19 protein-coding genes are annotated in these 18885 nt (G+C 39.9%); 4 read left to right on the top strand and 15 right to left on the bottom strand.

Annotation, left to right across the window (positions count from 1 at the left end; genetic code table 11):
- Positions 1 to 2 precede the first annotated feature (2 nt).
- The 4 genes from serS to CORI_RS02570 are packed head-to-tail and all read left to right on the top strand — an operon-like array spanning position 3 to position 4200.
- Positions 3 to 1247 carry a serine--tRNA ligase gene (serS, locus tag CORI_RS02585; protein ID WP_173030694.1) on the top strand — a complete coding sequence of 415 codons (1245 nt, stop codon included), beginning with the start codon at positions 3 to 5 and terminating at the stop codon, positions 1245 to 1247.
- Positions 1247 to 3610 (top strand): tetratricopeptide repeat protein, encoded by a 2364-nt coding sequence (locus CORI_RS02580; protein WP_173030693.1) that lies wholly within the window; start codon positions 1247 to 1249, stop codon positions 3608 to 3610. Before serS ends, CORI_RS02580 begins: the two co-directional genes overlap by 1 nt.
- Positions 3611 to 3617: 7 nt before the next feature.
- A complete protein-coding gene (locus tag CORI_RS02575) occupies positions 3618 to 3794 on the top strand; it encodes a DUF1963 domain-containing protein (RefSeq protein WP_301952209.1) in 177 nt (58 codons plus the stop codon).
- Positions 3772 to 4200 (top strand): DUF1963 domain-containing protein, encoded by a 429-nt coding sequence (locus tag CORI_RS02570; RefSeq protein ID WP_173031909.1) that lies wholly within the window; start codon positions 3772 to 3774, stop codon positions 4198 to 4200. Before CORI_RS02575 ends, CORI_RS02570 begins: the two co-directional genes overlap by 23 nt.
- A 142-nt stretch (positions 4201 to 4342) precedes the next feature.
- On the opposite strand, the gene CORI_RS02565 is transcribed toward CORI_RS02570, so the two are convergent.
- From CORI_RS02565 to CORI_RS02495, 15 genes are all read right to left on the bottom strand, one after another.
- A complete protein-coding gene (locus CORI_RS02565) occupies positions 4343 to 5062 on the bottom strand; it encodes a vWA domain-containing protein (RefSeq protein WP_173030691.1) in 720 nt (239 codons plus the stop codon).
- A gap of 101 nt (positions 5063 to 5163) precedes the next feature.
- Positions 5164 to 6687, bottom strand: a complete 1524-nt coding sequence (locus CORI_RS02560) for a 2-isopropylmalate synthase (protein WP_173030690.1) — start codon at positions 6685 to 6687, stop codon at positions 5164 to 5166.
- Between the two features lie 139 nt (positions 6688 to 6826).
- Positions 6827 to 7561 carry a CDP-diacylglycerol--serine O-phosphatidyltransferase gene (gene pssA, locus CORI_RS02555; protein WP_253908137.1) on the bottom strand — a complete coding sequence of 245 codons (735 nt, stop codon included), beginning with the start codon at positions 7559 to 7561 and terminating at the stop codon, positions 6827 to 6829.
- Complete coding sequence (locus CORI_RS02550) at positions 7561 to 8190, bottom strand: phosphatidylserine decarboxylase (RefSeq protein WP_216842253.1); 630 nt, start codon at positions 8188 to 8190, stop codon at positions 7561 to 7563. Before CORI_RS02550 ends, pssA begins: the two co-directional genes overlap by 1 nt.
- 3 nt (positions 8191 to 8193) lie before the next feature.
- Positions 8194 to 10158, bottom strand: coding sequence for an ATP-dependent zinc metalloprotease FtsH (gene ftsH, locus CORI_RS02545; protein ID WP_173030688.1), 1965 nt, complete (start codon positions 10156 to 10158; stop codon positions 8194 to 8196).
- Positions 10159 to 10172: 14 nt separating this feature from the next.
- A complete protein-coding gene (locus CORI_RS02540; RefSeq protein WP_173030687.1) occupies positions 10173 to 11009 on the bottom strand; it encodes a 50S ribosomal protein L11 methyltransferase in 837 nt (278 codons plus the stop codon).
- Positions 11009 to 11374, bottom strand: coding sequence for a chemotaxis response regulator CheY (locus CORI_RS02535; RefSeq protein WP_173030686.1), 366 nt, complete (start codon positions 11372 to 11374; stop codon positions 11009 to 11011). Before CORI_RS02535 ends, CORI_RS02540 begins: the two co-directional genes overlap by 1 nt.
- Before the next feature lie 64 nt (positions 11375 to 11438).
- Positions 11439 to 12149 carry a 1-(5-phosphoribosyl)-5-[(5-phosphoribosylamino)methylideneamino]imidazole-4-carboxamide isomerase gene (gene hisA, locus CORI_RS02530; protein ID WP_173030685.1) on the bottom strand — a complete coding sequence of 237 codons (711 nt, stop codon included), beginning with the start codon at positions 12147 to 12149 and terminating at the stop codon, positions 11439 to 11441.
- Positions 12149 to 12769 (bottom strand): imidazole glycerol phosphate synthase subunit HisH, encoded by a 621-nt coding sequence (hisH, locus tag CORI_RS02525; protein WP_173030684.1) that lies wholly within the window; start codon positions 12767 to 12769, stop codon positions 12149 to 12151. Before hisH ends, hisA begins: the two co-directional genes overlap by 1 nt.
- Positions 12766 to 13665 carry a PDC sensor domain-containing protein gene (locus CORI_RS02520; protein WP_173030683.1) on the bottom strand — a complete coding sequence of 300 codons (900 nt, stop codon included), beginning with the start codon at positions 13663 to 13665 and terminating at the stop codon, positions 12766 to 12768. The genes hisH and CORI_RS02520 overlap by 4 nt, the downstream gene beginning before the upstream one ends.
- A 2-nt stretch (positions 13666 to 13667) precedes the next feature.
- Positions 13668 to 15443 (bottom strand): nucleoside-diphosphate sugar epimerase/dehydratase, encoded by a 1776-nt coding sequence (locus CORI_RS02515; protein WP_173030682.1) that lies wholly within the window; start codon positions 15441 to 15443, stop codon positions 13668 to 13670.
- Positions 15443 to 16531, bottom strand: a complete 1089-nt coding sequence (locus CORI_RS02510) for an aminotransferase class V-fold PLP-dependent enzyme (RefSeq protein WP_173030681.1) — start codon at positions 16529 to 16531, stop codon at positions 15443 to 15445. The genes CORI_RS02515 and CORI_RS02510 overlap by 1 nt, the downstream gene beginning before the upstream one ends.
- 11 nt (positions 16532 to 16542) lie before the next feature.
- Positions 16543 to 17148: an acetyltransferase gene (locus tag CORI_RS02505; protein ID WP_173030680.1), complete on the bottom strand. Its 606-nt coding sequence runs from the start codon at positions 17146 to 17148 to the stop codon at positions 16543 to 16545.
- Complete coding sequence (gene pglC / locus CORI_RS02500; protein WP_173030679.1) at positions 17135 to 17740, bottom strand: undecaprenyl phosphate N,N'-diacetylbacillosamine 1-phosphate transferase; 606 nt, start codon at positions 17738 to 17740, stop codon at positions 17135 to 17137. Before pglC ends, CORI_RS02505 begins: the two co-directional genes overlap by 14 nt.
- Entirely contained in the window at positions 17733 to 18848 is a 1116-nt protein-coding gene (locus tag CORI_RS02495; protein WP_173030678.1) for a glycosyltransferase family 4 protein, read from the bottom strand. Before CORI_RS02495 ends, pglC begins: the two co-directional genes overlap by 8 nt.
- Positions 18849 to 18885: the final 37 nt, after the last annotated feature.

Below are 18885 nucleotides of genomic sequence, written 5' to 3'. Positions count from 1 at the left end.
GAATGATAAATTTAAAACTGCTTGAAACAAACTACGATGAATTCGTATCAAAACTACGAGGGAAAAAGATAAAAGAAGAGGTTCTAAGCGAACTTTTAGCGACTTTTAACGAACTTAAAACAAAACGCCAAAATTTAGAAAGCCTTCAAGCTATCCAAAACGCTAAAAGCAAGGAGCTTGGCATAAAGGCAAGAAACGGCGAAGACGTAAGCGCGCTTAAAGAGGAGCTAAATTCAAATAAAGTCGCGATGAATGAAGCCGAAAAAGTAGTTCGCGAGCTTGACGAAAAGCTTGACGGCATAGCTTCGGGCGTGCCAAATATCACCGATGACGATGTGCCTTTTGGAAAAGACGAGGATGATAATGTCGAGCTTAAAAAAGTGCTTGAGCCGCGCAAATTTGACTTTGAGCCAAAGGAGCACTACGAGCTTGGCGAGAAGCTTGGCTGGCTTGATTTCGAGCGCGGAGCAAAGCTTGCGGGAAGCCGCTTTACGGTGCTAAAAGGAGACGGTGCAAAGCTTAGCAGAGCGCTTGTTAATTATATGATTGATTTTAATATGTCTCGCGGATTTGAGCTGGTAAATGTGCCGTTTTTAGTAAATTCTCGCACGCTTTACGGCACGGGACAGCTGCCAAAATTTGAAGAAGATCTTTATAAAATTCGCGACGAAGATCTATATCTAATCCCAACCAGCGAAGTTCCCGTTACAAATTTATATAACGACGAAATCATCGATGCCGGCAACTTACCTGTAAAGATGACTTGCTACTCGGCTTGCTTTCGCCAAGAAGCGGGCTCTGCTGGCAAAGATACGCGTGGCATGATACGCCAGCACCAGTTTGAAAAAGTAGAACTTGTAAGCATAACCGCGCCTGATCAAAGCGAAAAAGTATTTGAGGACATGGTGGCGTGTGCTAGCGACCTGCTTACTTCGCTTGGCTTGCCACACCGACATCTGCTTCTTTGCAGCGGAGATCTTGGATTTAGTGCGGCAAAAACCATCGACCTTGAAGTTTGGTTACCTGGGCAAAATAGATACCGAGAGATAAGCTCGGTTTCAAACACTCGCGATTTCCAAGCAAGAAGAGCTAAAATTCGCTTTAAAGACGGTAAGAAAAACACACTCGTTCACACGCTTAACGGCTCAAGCCTAGCCGTAGGCAGAACACTCATAGCCATCATGGAAAACTACCAAAAAAGCGACGGCACAATCGAAATTCCGGAAGTTCTTAAAAGGTATATGTAGTGGCTGGCGATAATGTCGTAATACTAGAAGAGGCCGATCCTAAAAGCCCAAGCGATGAGCAAAAAGGCGCAAGCCAAGAAGAAAACCTCATATCGCTTGATGAACTGCAAGATAGTAGCGAGGAAACACCAAGCGAAGATATCTCGCCAAAAAAGAGCAGGAAAAAGCTATTTTTATTTGGTGCAATCGGCATTTTGCTTGTAATCGCTCTAGTAACGACACTATTTTTTGCAACTAGAGATAAAAAGCCCGAATTTGATCCAAGCCAGCTTGCAAGAGATATCGAAGATCGTTTTGAAGTGCAGAAATTCGGGGCTTCAAAGATTGACGATATGATACAAAAAGCAAATATACTATATGAAAAAGGCAATAAATTTGAGGCTCTTAAAATTTATGAAAACGTAGCCATCTATAACGAATCGCTATCTAATTACAACTTAGGCGTTTCTCAGATGAAGCAGGAGAAATTCGCAGAAGCCATAGAGTCCTTTAAAAAAGCGATAAATAACAAAGAAAATATCGCAGTAAGTGCTATAAATGCCGCCGTAAGTTCACTTGAGCTAAATAACACGAAAAGCTTTGAATACTATATAGATCTAGCAAATTCGTTCCTGCAAGAAGAAGCGGGCTCACCTCTTTATAATTACTATTACGCCCTTATACGCTACTACAAAGGAGAGTATATCGAGGCTTTACGCGCTCTTTCTTATCCTACCGAGCGTCACTATAAAAACAAATACGACTACTTAAGCGCTAAAATTCTAACACATCTTGGAGAAGATGAAGAGGCGATACAAAAGCTGGAAAATCAAAAAGAATTTGACGCAAATTTGGCTCTTGGCATGCTCTATGCCAGAAACGCTCAGTACGATAAGGCTAGAAGCAAGCTAAATTTGGCCCTTAAAAATAGCGACGAAATAAATAAAATAGACACGATACTCGCTCTTATCGACATCAAAACGGGCAATTATGCCTTAGGAGCGGACGGCTTAAAGACGGTTTTTGCCAAAGACAAGCTATTTATCGAAAATACATTCCCTATAAAAGCGATCTTAAAATCCGAACTTTTTGACGTAAATTTGGCTCAAATGCACTTTAGAAACGATATATTTTTCGACAAGACAAGACGGTATGAAGTGCTGTTTTATTTCGCGCCTTATAAGGTTTTTGACGCGAGCCAAACGATAAACTACATAAGAAAGGGCGGAGTTAGCCTATTTCTTGATGACGCAAGCTCGGCAAGTAGCTATCTAAGTGCCAGCGGGACGATATCAAAAGTAAATTTAGAGCTTTCAAAGGCTATCGCAAGCGCATTAAACTACAAGCTAAAAGATGCCAATGCGCACTTTGCAACGCTAATATCGCTATATCCTGAGCATTCGATCTTGCATTACAATCTCGCCTTAAGCTATGCTCAGCTTGGCAACTTCTCGCTTGCGGCAAAGCACTTCATCACAAGCTATCATCTTGATCCTACAAATCACCTTGCAGGAGTCTTTGGCGCGATAGCAAACGATATAAATAACGAAAATAACGCAAAGCTGCTCCAAGAGATAAGCGAAAATTTAGAGCACGACGGCAAGATAAAAGAGGTAAATTTATATAAAGCCCTAACCGAACTTGTCACCGGAAATCAAAATGCGCTCATAAGGTGGCTCGAGGAAGACAAGGAGCAAAACGCTTTAAATTTGGCCTTTGATGCAATAATCGCTAAAATTTCAAATAGAAATAACGAATTTATAGCAAAAAGCGAGGTTTTAAAATCAAAATTGCCTGATGACGTCATCGCAAATATCTTAAATTTCATCGCCAAATTCGATGATCAAAATATCAAAGAGTACGTCAAGCAGATACAAATTCATTTCCACACCAAAAATCTAAACGAAGCGGCGTTTTATCACGGTGCAAACATCATTAAAGAGCAATACATAAAGCTACTGCAAATTTCAGGACTTTTAAATTACGAAAGAGAGAAGCTTAAAAATTTAATCCTAAACGGCAACAAAGATGATACAAATTTGCTTCAAACTCTTGCTTATATCGATATTTTTACAAATGATTTCAAAGAGAGCTACGGCATATACAACCGCTTGATAGACGAATTTAAGATAAATGACGCAGGCACGCTCTTTATGGCTGCGGTCGCGGCGATTGGCTCAAATAATCCGCAAAACGCAATAGCTCTTTTAGAGCTTTCAAAGCTAACCGATCCAAACTCATCAGATAGTCGCCTTGCGCTTGCTTATCTTTACCAAGAAGTAGGCAATATCGAAGCTGCGGCCATCCAATACAACCTTATAAAAAGCGATAAATTCCGGAGCAAATTTTTTGATTTCAGGATTGATTACGATAGATTAAGATAAAGAGTGCATACTTCCAAATTCGGGCATCTTGTGTCTGTTTTACGACTGTATTGATATGCCGTGGGGTTATGACCCAAAAGATAAATACGGCAAAAAAGTATTTTATTTTGACGGAAATTTAAATGAGCTAGAAAGAAAACAAACCCCCTCAAAACACAGAAATTTTTCCCGCTTCAAAGCTTAATTTTTCCAGTCAAATCGAACTTCCCGATTATGAAAGCGACCTTATAGATAGCGAAAAATTTTACAACGAAGAAATAGATGAAATTTATGATATGCTCTATGAATCTTACGAAGAAAACAGCAATAAAATTCTAGGACACTCAAACAATATCCAAGACGGCATGGAGCTAGAATGCGAACTTGTAACAAACGGGCTATACTGCGGAGATGAAAGAGCGTATGAAAGCCCTAAAAGATTTGAACTTGAGAAAAACATCCCTGATTGGAAGTTGCTTTTGCAAATTGACAGCAACGAAGAAACCGATATGATGTGGTGTGATTACGGCAAAATTTATCTGTGGATTACAAAGCAAAATTTAAAAGATAAGAAATTTGAAAACAGCTGGCTGATTTTACAGTGCGACTGATAGATTTGACTAATATTAAAGCTCGGCAAGTTTGCACGTATCGACCGAATTAAAATAAAATCCTAAATTTCAAGCTCGCTATAGCTTAAATCATAAATTCAAACAACCCGTCTTGCTACCCAAACAAGACGGACCGATAAATTTATCTTTGTTTATCTTCTAAAACTTTTTCCTTCCATTTTGAGCTCTCTTTTTTATTATCCATTATATCTTTTGAAAATTCAGCCGCCGCTTCAAAATTCTTCCTCACTCCGTCGCTTGAATTTTGATATTTTACGGCATTTGAGCCCTTGATGCCGATACTCTCCGCCTCGCTAACCGCATCGATGTTTGCACCTAAAAATATAAATTCCCAGTCATATTTGCTCTGTTTTGCCGTTATCATCTGCTTTATTTGAGATTTTGAAAATTCCTTGCTTGAGTTCTCCTGTCCGTCGGTGATGATCACAAAAAGCACTCTATTGTCCCTTGCGTATATGTCGCTCACGCGCTCGATCTTATTTATCGCACTTCCTACCGCGTCAAGCAAGGCCGTGTTGCCGCTTGCGAAATACTCTTTATTTGTTAGCTTTTCTATCTTTTTTATATCGACTCTATCATGGATAACGTTAAAATTCGTATCAAATAAAATAGTCGTAACATGAGTTTTTAGACCAAGTTCTCTTTGCTTATCTATCATCGAGTTAAAGCCGCCTATAGTATCGCTCTCAAGCCCGCTCATGGAGCCTGATTTATCAAGGATAAGCACCATCTCAAGATGATTTGCGCAAGGAGCTTTGCAGTCTGTATCAAGAGGTTTTTCTTGAGCGAAACTTAAAATGGCGGACAAAAATACAGTTAGTAAAAATGCAAATTTTTTCATCGTTTTTCCTTATGTGAATTTGTATGGATTATAGCAGATTAGTTAAAATCATCGGTAGCAAATTAAATTAGGGTTAAGATAACCTTAACCCGAAAAAAGTATTATCTGTTTAAATTTTTAATTCTTACGTAGCTGTTTAGTGCGCCCACATAAGCCTTTGCGCTTGCCATCATAGTGTCTATATCAAGTCCGTGTCCTATAACTGCATTTTGCTCGTCAAATTCGACCTTAACCACTACGCTTGCAAGTGCGTCTTTGCCTTGACTTACGGCATTTACCTTATAATCTTTTAAAAGTCCGTTTATGCCGCTTATACGGTCAATCACTTTAAATATCGCATCCACGGTTCCGTTGCCAAGTGCGGCGTCACTTATTAGCTCATTGTCAAATTTTATCGTTACGGACGCGCTTGCAAGACCTTTGTTACAGTTGCTTTGGCCAAGCGTAACGATCTCGTAAATTTCAGGAATCTTAATAAATTCGCTGGTAACAAGAGCCCTGATATCATCATCAAACACTTCTTTTTTCTTATCGGCCAACTCTTTAAATTTATCAAACGCTTCGTTTAACGCATCGTTATTAAGCTCAAATCCTAAACTGGCAAGCTTATCTTTGAACGCATGACGACCCGAATGCTTGCCAAGCACAAGAGAATTTCGCTCAAGACCGATACTCTCGGCACTTATGATCTCGTAAGTTTCTTTGTGTTTTAGCACGCCGTCTTGATGTATGCCGCTTTCATGAGCAAAGGCATTTTTGCCCACTATCGCCTTATTTGGTTGTGGTTCTATGCCTGTTATGCTTGCCACCATTCTTGAGCTTGGATAAATTTCTTTGCAGATTATATCGGTATAAAGCGGTGCAAATATATCATGGCGCGTCTTTATAGCCATTACTATCTCCTCCAAGCTAGCATTTCCTGCACGCTCTCCAAGTCCGTTTAGAGTGCATTCTACCTGTCTTGCGCCAGCCATAATAGCAGCTAACGAGTTTGCAGTAGCAAGCCCCAAGTCGTTATGGTTATGCACGGATACGACCGCTCTTGCTTTTACAAACTCAACCATCTGCTTTATCATCTCGCCTATTTCCGTAGGCAACCTATATCCGACGGTATCGGGCAAATTTATAGTTCCCGCGCCCGCTTCTATAACGGCATCACAAATTTCTTTCATAAATACTATATCGGTTCTGCCTGCATCCTCGCAACTAAACTCAACATCATCACAAAACGTTTTAGCGTATTTTACGGCATCCACCGCACGCCTTATAACTTCATCGGGCTTCATTTTAAGCTTATATTCCATATGTATCGGGCTTGTTGCTATGAAGGTGTGAATTCTTTTTTTATTTGCAGGAGCTACGGCCTCTCCGGCAGCCTTGATGTCGCGCTCAACAGCCCTTGCAAGAGAGCAAATTCTGATATTTGAAGCTTGTTTTGCTATCTGGGTTATAGCATCAAAATCCCCTGGACTTGCCGCCGCAAACCCAGCCTCCATAACATCTACTCCAAGACGCTCTAGCTGAAGCGCTATACGCAACTTCTCTTCCGTATTCATCGATGCTCCGGGGCTTTGCTCGCCGTCTCTTAATGTAGTATCAAATATTATTATTTTATTATTATCCATTTTGTATCCTTTTTATATTTTTTAAGTTTTGTAAATTTTGATGAAGTTTTATTAGTAGTAGCTGCTTAGCGCAGCAGCAGAGAGCTATTTGAAAGTAGTTTTGATAAAGTTACGATAAATTTAACGGCATAGATATCGCTCATTCGCTCTCCTTTTTAAATTTTGGATTTTTTATGATAAACATATAAACAAACCGAACTATACCATAAAAAACATAAATACTCATTAACGCCGTTGGAGCTTCGATAGGATAGATATAAAGAAGCGAACAGACTATTATGAGTAGAGTTAAAATTTTTAAAGAATTTGTCTTTTTTAGATCAAGCTTTTTAAAGCTAGGGTAGCGGATATTGCTTACCATAAGGATTGCTAATACAGCTTGTAAAATAAGCAAAAACCATTTTGAATTTGCACTAAATTCATACTCCAAACTAAGTCCGACCCAAAATGCGCTAACTATAGCAGCCGTAGGTATAGGAAGTCCGATAAAAACAGAAGGCTCGGAGCTGCCTGTCATTACGTTAAACCTAGCAAGCCTGATAGCGCCAAACACTACAAAAAGTGCCGCTATAAGAGAGCCTAATCGACCGAAATTTTGACCCACCGAAAAATAAAAAAGCATAGCGGGAGCCACACCAAAGGCAACTATATCGGCAAGGCTGTCAAATTCTACTCCGAATTTTGAAGTAGTCTTGGTAAGTCTAGCGACGCGACCGTCAAGTCCGTCAAGTATAAGAGAAAGAACGATATAAGATATCGCCTTAAAATACTGTCCGTTAACAGAAGCAATTATGCTAATAACACCCAAAAATGCGCTAGCCGCCGTAAATAAATTCGGAAATATATACATAAGCTTAAGTTTATCGCCGCCCATCATCTCTTACCCTCATAGTTAAAAAATCCTATTAGACTTGAAGCCTTCAAGCGCTCTCCCACAACTACGCTTATACGCGTATTTGCAGGCAGTATAAGTGCCACTTTCCCGTCGCTCATAAAGCCAAATTTTTCACCCGCTTTGATACTATCAAATTTTTCAGCGTATAAATTCCTGCTCATAGCACCGCTAATAAGCCTTAAAGCTATTTTATTTTTACTTTTTACGGCTATATAAAGAGCTCTTTCGTTTAAGAAATTTGCAGCTTTCATAAAGCTACACAAAAAAAGCCCATGCCTTTGCTTAAATTCCACCAAATTCATATCGCAAGGAGCTTTTATGGCTCCTGCACCAAAGATAGTCTTGCAAATCACTATCTGTGTGCATTCGGTATCAAAATATGAAATTTTCTCTATGCTTATTATCTTGCCGTCTATAGGGCTTAAGATAGCAAATTCATCATTGCTGCTTATAGCACTATTTGGCTCTCTGAATAAAAATAAAATAATTAGCAAAATAACAAAAAACAGCCACTCAAATTCACCAAAAACAATCGCTATGAGAAATAAAATCCCAAAAATTAGCAGATATTTATAGCCCTCTTTAGCGATTATTTTCGTACTTTGCATCATCTATTCTTTGGAATTTGCCTTATGCTCTTCCTCTTTAGCCTCTTGTAAATTTACAAGACGAGTAGGTAAGCCTTTTTCCTTCTCATACTCTTCTATAATCAATCTAACCCTAGCACCCTCAATGGTCTCTTCCTCATAAAGCGCTTCAACCATCTTTTCTATCGCACCTTCATAAAGCCTAAGAGTATCAAGAACCTCTTTGTATCTGTTTTCAAGAGTGCTCTTAACGAATTCATCGACCTTTTCAGCCATCTTATCGCTATAGTCTTTTATGCTCTGACCACCAGTTAAGAATGTATTTCTTTGTTTTTCAAGCACCATAAGACCCGCAACTTCACTCATGCCATACATCGAAACCATAGCTTTTAGTATATCGGTTGCTCTTTCTAGATCATTTCCCGCACCAGTTGAAATTTCTTTGATAAACACCTCTTCAGCCGCCCTGCCTGCTAAAAGCACATCAACACGAGCGATTAACTCATGACGCTGCATCATAAATTTATTCTCTTCAGGAGTATTTAGAGTGTACCCAAGAGCGGCAAGTCCGCGAGGTATGATAGAAACTTTCGTTACTTTATCGGCACCTTTAGTGGTTTCTGAAATCAGCGCATGACCGCTTTCATGATACGCAACTATACGCTTTTCTTTTGGATTTATACGTCTTGATTTCTTCTCAAGTCCGGCTATGGCTCTTTCTACGGCTTCAACCAGATCTTTTTGCTCTACGTAATTTTTCTCTTTTCTTCCCGCCAGAAGTGCGGCTTCATTTATGATATTTGCTAGATCCGCTCCCGCAAGACCTGCCGTCATACGAGCAATCTCTTCAATATCGGCTTTTGAATCAAGCTTAATATCCTTCATGTGAACACGTAAAATATCAATTCTACCCTTAAAATCAGGCTTGTCTACAAGCACTTGCCTGTCAAATCTTCCCGGTCTTAAAAGTGCAGCATCAAGCACTTCAGGGCGGTTTGTCGCAGCCAAAACTATAACAGGCGAAGCGTCCGAGCTAAAGCCGTCCATCTCGGCTAAAAGCTGGTTTAGAGTCTGTTCTCTCTCATCGTTTCCGCCTATCATTCCGCTTGCCGCACGGCTTTTGCCTATAGCGTCTATCTCGTCTATAAAAACTATAGCAGGCGCTTCTTTTTTAGCATTTTCAAAAAGATCCCTAACGCGACTTGCGCCAACACCCACAAACATCTCTATAAAACTAGATCCTGATACCGAGAAAAACGGCACATCAGCCTCTCCTGCAACCGCTTTTGCTAAAAGAGTTTTACCGGTGCCTGGAGGTCCAACCAAAAGCACGCCTTTTGGAATTTTAGCTCCTAAATTTATATATCTATCGGGATGCTTTAAGAAATCAACAATCTCCTTAACCTCATCTTTAGCCTCCTCAACACCTGCGACGTCGGTAAATTTAACCTTTGGTTTTTCGGAATTTACAAGCTTTTTAGAGCTTCCCATTCCAAGTATGCCTCCGCCCATATTTTTTTGCATTCTACTTGCAAGAAACATCCAAATTCCAAAAAATATAAATATAGGAAGCACCCACGAAAACAGCAGTTCGCTAAACCAATTTGTTTCGCTATATGCGCCGTAAGGAATTTTATTTTCCTCAAGAAGAGGAACCAATGTAGGATCGCTTACTCTTTTTGCTATATAAACGGCTTTGCCGTCACCCATATTAGCCACAGCCTTAATAGAAGTTTCAGCGATTCCTACTTGAGATACTTGCTTGTTTTTTATCATCTCTTTTAGATCAGAATATGATACGTTTTTCGTCGTTGCCGCGCCTCCAAGAGAGCTCGTACCCATATCCATACCACCTGTAAAACTTCTAAAAACCAAAATTATAACAATTGCAAAAATGGCAAAAATAAAAATCGGATTTTTATTGAAAAAATTATTTCCGCCATTGTTATTGTTTAAATTTCTATCGTCATTAAATCTTTTATTATTCATTATGTCCCTTAAAACTATTTTTGAAATACAAAGCTGCTCCACTCGTTTTCGCTCTTGCTCTCAACAAGCTTAAGCGACGAGAAAGCATCTAAAATTCGCTCTTTATACTTATCAAGCACACCCGCTAAAATAAGATAAGAGCCATTTTGAAGTAATTTTATCAAATCATTTTTTAATATTAAAATAACGTCGGCTATTATATTTGCAACTACCACGTCATACTTTTCATCCAAATTCGATATAGAGCCGGTCCAAATTTTATTTATCTTAACGCCGTTAAGATCGGCGTTTTGTTTTGAACTATCTATGGCTTGTTCATCCGTATCGCAAGCATCAACCACACACCCAAGCTTTGCCATAACTATACTTAATATCCCACTTCCACATCCCACGTCTACAGCTTTCATGTCGCTTTTGGCATATTTTTGTAAAAATCCCACGCAAGCGTTAGTGCTCTCGTGATGTCCAGAACCAAAGGCAAGAGCCGGATCGATTATGATGTTAGTAAAACCGTCTTTTGGCTCTTCCCAGCTTGGATGTATATAAATTTTATCTATTAAAATAGGCTTGATGTTTCTTTTGTATTCGTTTATCCAGTCTTTGTTCTCTTTTGTTTGTAAATTTATCTCAAGATCAACGTTACGCCCTAACTTTTCAAGCCTTTTAGCAAATTCTTTTAAACCGAATTCTATCTCGTCAAGCTCGTTTTCATCGCGAATTATAAAGCCGTCTTTAATCTCTTCAATACAAGTTATACCAAACGAAAAAACAAGATCGCGCAAAAGCTCGTAAGAGCTTTTTGAAACTACGGTAAGTTCGTAAAATTTATCTTTTAAAGCGGAATTTTGCATTAGCCAAGAACGTCTTCAAGCTTCTCTTTTAATACTTGCGGCGTAAAAGGCTTAACGATATAGTTATTTACGCCCGCTTTTAGAGCAGTTATAACCTCGGCTTTACCGCCTTCTGTAGTAACCATGATTATAGGCATGTCGATATATTTTTGCTCTGCACGCACTTTTTTTACAAGTTCAAGCCCGTTCATTTCAGGCATGTTCCAATCTGTTATCAGTATTGCTATATCGTCATTTTGACCAAGAATTTGCCAAGCTTCAACTCCGTGCTCAGCCTCTAAAATATCAGCGTGTCCGAGCCTTTGAAGGGTATTTTTTATAATTCTTCTCATTGTAGAACTATCATCTACTACCAAAATTTTCACAATAACATCCTTTTTTAAATTTGCCCCATTTTATCAAAATTTTTGTTTAAATAAACTTTAAACGTTATCTTGCAAGTCTGAAAGCCTCTTTTAAATCAATCCTTCCTTCGTAATAAGCCTTGCCTATTATCACGCCGTAGATTCCTCCCGCCTCTTTAAGTGAGGTTATGTCATTTAAATCCTTAACGCCACCGCTTGCTATCGTGTCTATGCCGCTAGCTAGAGCTATCTCTTTTGTAAATTTTACATTTACGCCCTCAAGCATTCCGTCTTTGCTGATATCGGTGCAAATTATCGCTTCAGCTCCCGCTCCTGCAAATTCACGCGCAAGATCGGTCGCTTTCATATTTGACACGTCAGCCCAGCCCTCAGTCGCCACATAGCCGTTTAATGCGTCTATGCCGATTGCTACCGGGTAAATTTTAGCCACTTCTTTTACGAAATTTGGATTTTTAAGCGCGATTGATCCCAAAATAACTCTTGAAATTCCGCTGTCAAGATAACTTTTTATACGCTCTTTTGTGCGGATTCCTCCGCCTAGCTGGATCTTTAAATTCGTAGCACTCGCTATCTTTTCAACAGTTTTTAGGTTTATCGCTTCTCCGGCAAAAGCTCCGTCTAGATCAACTACATGAAGCCATTTTGCACCCAAATTTTCAAATTCTTTCGCAAGCTCTTCAGGATTATTGGAGTAAATTTTAGCAGTTGCCATATCCCCCTTGCTAAGTCTTACCGCCTTGCCTTCTTTTAGATCGATAGCAGGAAAAATTTCCATCACAACCTCCCGAAATTTCGTAAAATTTTAAGCCCCGCGTCGCTGCTTTTTTCAGGATGAGGCTGAAATCCGTAAATATTATCCGCGCAAACCGCACTTATAAACTCATATCCGTACTCACTCGTCGCAAGAACGAATTTCGGCTCGCAAACCACGTGATAGCTATGCACGAAGTAAAGATACTCGCTTGCGCCTAAATTCGCATTTAAAGCAGTTTGGCGAGTGAAATTTAAACCATTCCAACCGATATGGGGGATCTTAAGAGGAGTTTTAAATTCCGCCTCGTTAAATTTCTTAACCCTCCCGCTTATAAGCCCAAGTCCCTTGCTAACGCCAAATTCATCGCTCTCATCAAATAAAAGCTGCATGCCAAGGCAAATTCCCAAAAAAGGCTTGCCGCTTTTGACAAATTCCTTTATCGCTTCATCCATACTAAGCTCTTTTAATCTATTAATCGCTAAGCCAAACGCCCCGACTCCGGGTAAAACAGCCTTATCAAATTTAGCTAATTCATCGGCATTTTTTACTAATTTAGCCTCAAAGCCTACGAATTTAAAAGCATTTACAACGCTTTGTAAATTTCCTGCTCCGTAGTCGATGATACCGATATTTGAGCTCATTGCCCGCTCTTTTGCCTAACAACGGCAAGATAGACGCTCAGCGCTATCATAAGCATAGCAACGCCGCCTATTAAGTAAATAGCGTTGATGATGTGATCAGGCGCGGTTATGGCGTATTTAAAGACCAGCATAAGCGCCTCTATGGCAAGCGCGATGATGATAGATCCGATAAATCTAACCATCGTCTTATACATGCCCGTATCGTCATTTTGCCCGCCCTTGCCAAGCACCTCTTCTTCAAAGATCGCCTTAACCAGATCAAAAATCGCTAAAGCAAGCGTTAAAACGATGGTTGATTCAAACATCTCCTCGACATTTATAAGCATAAAGCTCTTTGATAAAAAGCTCTCCACTCCGTAATAAAACAAAAACGAAGCCACCATAAAAAGCGCAATCGCAAAAGCGGTATAAACAACTTTTAAAAATTTACCGAAGTAGCTCTCAACTGCGCCGGGACTTGCCAAATTTAGAATTTTTTCAAGCGAGATATCTATGCAGGCTACAAATTTAAGCTCGTTTTTATCATCATATATCGGTGTTGAAGCAGTCACGCAAAGCTCGTTAGTAAGCGTAGAAGGATACGGATCTGTTATCACGCAGCGCTTTTCGCGAACGGCCCTATAATAATAAGCCTTATTGCTTCTATCTCCGCCCTTGCCCTCTATGTAGCTTGGGTTTAGGCTGATTGAGTTTTCAAGCTGAATGCCGTTTTCATCAAGCACGTAAAACGCGTCAAATTCCTCTATCTCGTGAGCTATCTTATCAAAGCCTTTGTTTATAGCCTCCAAGCTAACGCCGGGCAGTTTATTTGGCAAATTTCTGCTAAAAAGATAGCACAAATACGCCCTTGCCTTGTATCTAATGTCCGAAAACCTCTGAATGTCCTTTATAACCAACTCTATCCTTTCGTATTTAGCGCGTGATTAAACTCGGGCACGATCTCTTTTAGCTTGCCCGCTATATCAGCGCAATTTAAAAGCTCTTTTATATCGTTATTTAGCTTAGTTAAATCATAAATTTGAGATTTAGTTACAAAAATCGACTCAAATTTCGTCCTTGCGTCAGCCTCGTTTATCAGCAGCTCCTCATATAGCTTCTCGCCCGGTCTAAGCCCTACAAATTCGATGCCTAGGTGCTCTTTGTTTGAAAGAAGCAACATCTTTTTAGCAAGATCGACTATCTTAACAGGCTCGCCCATATCAAGCACAAAGAGCTCTCCTCCTTCGGCTATCGAGGCTGCTTGAAGCACGAGCTGGCAAGCTTCTGAAGTAAGCATAAAATATCGCGTTATATCAGGATGAGTAACCTTTAACGGCTGATTTGCCGCGATTAGCTCTTTAAATTTCGGTATGACGCTACCGCTACTTCCAAGCACGTTTCCAAACCGCACGCAAACGATCTCGGTCTTATCGGCCAAATTTGAATTTAGAGCGTATAGCTCACAAACCCGCTTCGTTGCGCCCATGATGTTTGTCGGGCGAACGGCTTTATCAGATGAGATGATGACCACTTTTTTAACGCCAAATTCAAGCGATAGATCAACTACGAATTTTGTGCCTAAGATATTGTTTTCAACAGCCGATTTTGGATTTTGTTCGCAAAGAGGCACATGCTTATAGGCTGCTGCGTGGATTACGATTTCTGGTTTAAATTCGCTAAAAACCGGCTTAAGCTCATCAAAACTAGTGATATTTATCATCTTGCTTACGGTTTTATCGCTGTTTGTCATCTCGCCTATTTGATAGAGGTTATATTCGCTATGATCAAGCATTATAAGCTTTTTAACGCCAAATTTCAGACACTGCTTGCAAATCTCGCTTCCTATACTTCCGCCCGCACCCGTTACAAGCACAACCTTGCCTTCTAAAAATTCCCTTACGGCTTTTTCGTCTAAATCCTTTGGCTTCCTTGCAAGCAGGTCTTCAATAGAGATATTTTTAATAGGCTCATTTCCAAAAAGAGAGAAAATTTTAATATCGCGAATTCCATACTCGGTAAGCTCGTCAAAGAGCTCTTTTAGCTCTTCTTGAGGCAAAGCAAGGGCGATAATAGCCGTTTTTACGTTGTATTCTTTTATCAAACTTGAAATTTTACTCTTTGGTTGCACCAAAAATCCGTCGCAATAAGTCCCCACAAGCTCGCTTCTGCCGTCAACTACGCTGGTAGCGTAAAGATCGGCATATCCTTGCCTAAGTCCTTTTAATACATGCAACGCCTTTGAAGTAGCTCCTATTACGATACAAGGCTTGCTGGTGTCGTCTTTTTTGGAAAAGTCAAGAAACATCCGCTTTAAAATTCTTAAGCTTCCAACAAGCAAGCAAGATACGATAGCATCGATTAAAACTACGCTTCTTGGGAAAGGATCAAAGAGATCATAAAAGCTAAAAAACAGAGCGAAAAACACCAAAATCGTGCAGATATGCACAAGGAAAATTTTCCTAGCCTCATTAAGTCCGAAAAACCTCCAAGGCACTTTGTAAATTTTAAAAACCCACATAAAAAACAGCTTAAGCAAGACAACGGTAACCATCGCGATATACAGGCTTGTTTTAAAAAATTCAGGTATAACGCCGCTAAATCTAAGCAGATACGCCGCATAAAAACTTCCCACAAATATCGCGATATCAAAGCTTAAGAAAAATATCAGCCTTTTTAGCTTGGTTGCTTTAAACATTATAAATTTTCCCTTACTATCTTTACCACTCGCTCAAATTCATCTTCGCTCATAGCAGTTCCGCTTGGCAGGCAAATTCCTCTTTCAAACAGATCCTCGCTAACTGAGTTTATAAAGCCAATAGCTCCTTTAAATACAGGCTGCATATGCATAGGCTTCCATAGCGGACGGCTTTCTATACCCTCTTTACCAAGAGCTTCTATAACTTTTAAATGAGTGCCCTTTTCTTTAAAAAGAGCGGTCGTTAGCCATCTGTTGCCTCTTGAATTTTCAAGTTCGGGCATGAACTCAAGCTCGCTTAAAGCCTCTTGATAGCGAGCGAAAATTTCTCGCTTTTTAAGCACTCTGCCTTCTAAAACCTCCATTTGAGCCACACCGATAGCGCCCAAAACGTTACTTAAGCGGTAGTTATATCCGTAATCCTCATGCTCGTAATGCAAAAATGGCTCTCTAGCCTGAGTCGAGTAAAACCTAGCCTTTTTAACCGGCTCATCATCTCCTACAAGCATACCGCCGCCTGAAGTTGTTATGATCTTGTTGCCGTTAAAGCTATAAACTCCAAGCTCGCCAAAACTTCCAAGCGCTTTATCATTATAAAATCCTCCAAGTGCCTCTGCGGCATCTTCGATCAAAGCGATATTCTCATTTTTACAAATTTCACAAATTTCATCCATCTTGGCAGCCTGTCCGTAAAGATGAGTAAGAACTAGGGCTTTTGGCTTTTTAGGCAAATTCAAAATCGCCTTTTTAAGTAGCTCTGGACTTAAATTCCAGCTCTCATCGCTATCTATAAAAACGGGTGTCGCACCCTGATATAAAATCGGTGAAACCGAAGCCATAAATGTAAAGCTTGAAGCAAGCACGAAATCGCCCTGAGCTACACCAAGCACCCTAAGCGCCAGATGAAGCCCCGCAGTTGCCGAGCTAAGAGCTAGCGCGCTACTTACGCTTGCATACTCCTTGACGCTTGCTTCAAATTTATCCACAAATTCGCCAAGCGGAGCGATGTAATTGCTCTTAAAAACCTCATCTATATACTTTTGCTCGTTTCCGCTCATATGCGGCGGACTTAAAAAAACTCGCTTCATAATTAACTGCCTTAATCTAAGTTTTTACTAATTCTGGCGGGATTTCCATAAGCTAAAACATTATTTGTTATATCTCTTACCACAACGCTTCCTGCGCCTATTACGGAATTCGCACCGATCTTAATGCCTTGAATCACACAAGAGCCTATGCCAACATGCGTAAGATCACCTACTTCAACTCCTCCAGCAAGAGCGGCATTTGGGCTGATGTGCGCAAACTCGCCGATTACGCAATCATGCTCGATGACCGAAGCGCTATTTATGATAGCACCTTGCTTGATCACTGCGCGTGCGTTTATAACGGCATTTGGCATGACAACTACTCCGCGACAAATTTTTGCACTCGTGCTTATAACCGCACTTGGATGAATGAGGCTAACTACGTTAAATCCCGCTTTGCAGACTAAATTTTGCAAATTTTTGCGTGCTTTATTATCGCCTACGCCTATGATGATGTCGGCTTTTTTTAACTCAGGGCTAAATTTAAGTATATTTACGCCGTTAAATTTAGCATCATCAAGAAATATAACCTTCTCATATCCGCACTCTATCGCGATATCAGCGATAACCGCGGCATGCCCGCCACATCCGTATATATAAATCTCAGTTGGTTCCATCAAATTTCACCGTCGTAGCCTCTCCGTGCTTATTTATATCGCTTCGTTTTAGCACTTTTTTTATTGTTAAAAGTGCGATTTTAGCGTCTAGAATAAGGCTTAAATTTCGCACATACTCTACGTCGTATCTAAATTTTTGCTCCCAGCTTATGGCGTTTCTACCGTTAACCTGCGCAAGTCCTGTTATACCGGGGCGCACATCATGCCTTTTAGCTTGCTCGGCACTGTAAAGCGGCAGATACTCTATAAGAAGCGGGCGCGGACCGATAAAGCTCATATCGCCTTTTAGCACATTAAAAAGCTGCGGAAGCTCGTCTAGACTAAGGCTTCTTATCATTTTGCCGAATTTATTAAGCCTAACCTCATCACTTAAAAGCTCTCCACTCTCATCTCTTTCATCGCTCATCGTTTTAAACTTATAAATCTTAAAAATTTTAGCATTTAGTCCCGGGCGAGCCTGAGTAAAAATCACATCTTTACTAATCTTAAAATATATAAAAATTCCAGTTGCAAGCATAATGGGAAATGTTAAAGTTATCAAAAAAACAGCGCCCAAAATGTCTAAAAATCTTTTAAAAAACGCCCTATACATCTATAAATTTCCTATAAACTTCAATGTATTTTTTAGCTATTATCTTTTCGTCAAATTCCATAACAGCCATATTCCTGCCACTTTGCCCAAGCCTTTTAGTTAAACTCTCGTCATCAAGCAAAATTTCTATCTTTTTAGCTAGATCGCTGGAATTTTTAACTTCACAAAGAAGTCCGTTTACTCCGTCTATGATAGCCTCATTACACCCGCTAACATCGCTTACCACAACCGCCCTGCCCATACTCATAGCCTCCAGTACCGTTCTTGGAAAGCCCTCTTTATAGCTTGGAAGAGCTAAGATATAAGATGATTTTAGAAGCCTAGCCACATCATCTCTTGCTCCAAGATACTTTACGCTTCCGCCCTTTAAGAACTCTAAATTTGCAGTGCTTTTGTTGCCGTCAAAGCCCTCTCCGACAAAGACGAACAAAGCATCCTTTCTGTCTTTTAAAATTTCAGCCGCTTCGTAAAATTCACGCACGCCTTTATGCCACATGGCTCTAGCTATCATTAAAACCACTTTTTTACCGCCAAAATCAATGCCTTCATACAAATTTTCATCAAATTTTGCCGTATCGACTCCCACACTTTTTATCTTTATAACCTTATCTTCATCTATCAAATTTTGGCTTAAAAAATATCTAGGATCGGCTTCATTTACGAAGATACAAGCATCGCTTAATTTAAGAGCTTTTTTATAAAGCAACTCGATACTTTTTCTAACAAGTCTTGTCTTTAGGTCATCATCTATGTAAAAGCTTCCAAGTCCTTCGACAAGATTTATCACTCGCTTTATGCCCGCTTTTTTGGCTGCAAACGTTCCAAATACGTTTGATTTGTGAGCTGAAGTTTGAAGGAGGTCTAAATTTAAAGAACGAAGAATTTCACTTAATTTTTCAGTGTTTTTAAATACTACAAACGGGTTTAGGCTAGCTCTATCAAGCTCGTAATAAACGCAGTTAAACTCGCTTTCAAAGCGAGTTGAGAATTCGCCCTTAGGACAGATCGCAAAAACCTCATGTCCTAAATTTTGTAAAGCTCTCATGATAGGCGAGCGAAAGAAGTAGATGCTCATATCGGCGTGGGATAAAAAGCCTATTTTAGCCATGATTCATAGCTTTCTTTAAGATAAAACAGCCCGCAAG

This window comes from Campylobacter sp. CCUG 57310, from assembly GCF_013201975.1.
Lineage (GTDB): Bacteria > Campylobacterota > Campylobacteria > Campylobacterales > Campylobacteraceae > Campylobacter_A > Campylobacter_A canis.
The sequence above is the reverse complement of the archived record's forward strand: the minus strand, read 5'-3'. Positions and strand labels throughout refer to the sequence as shown.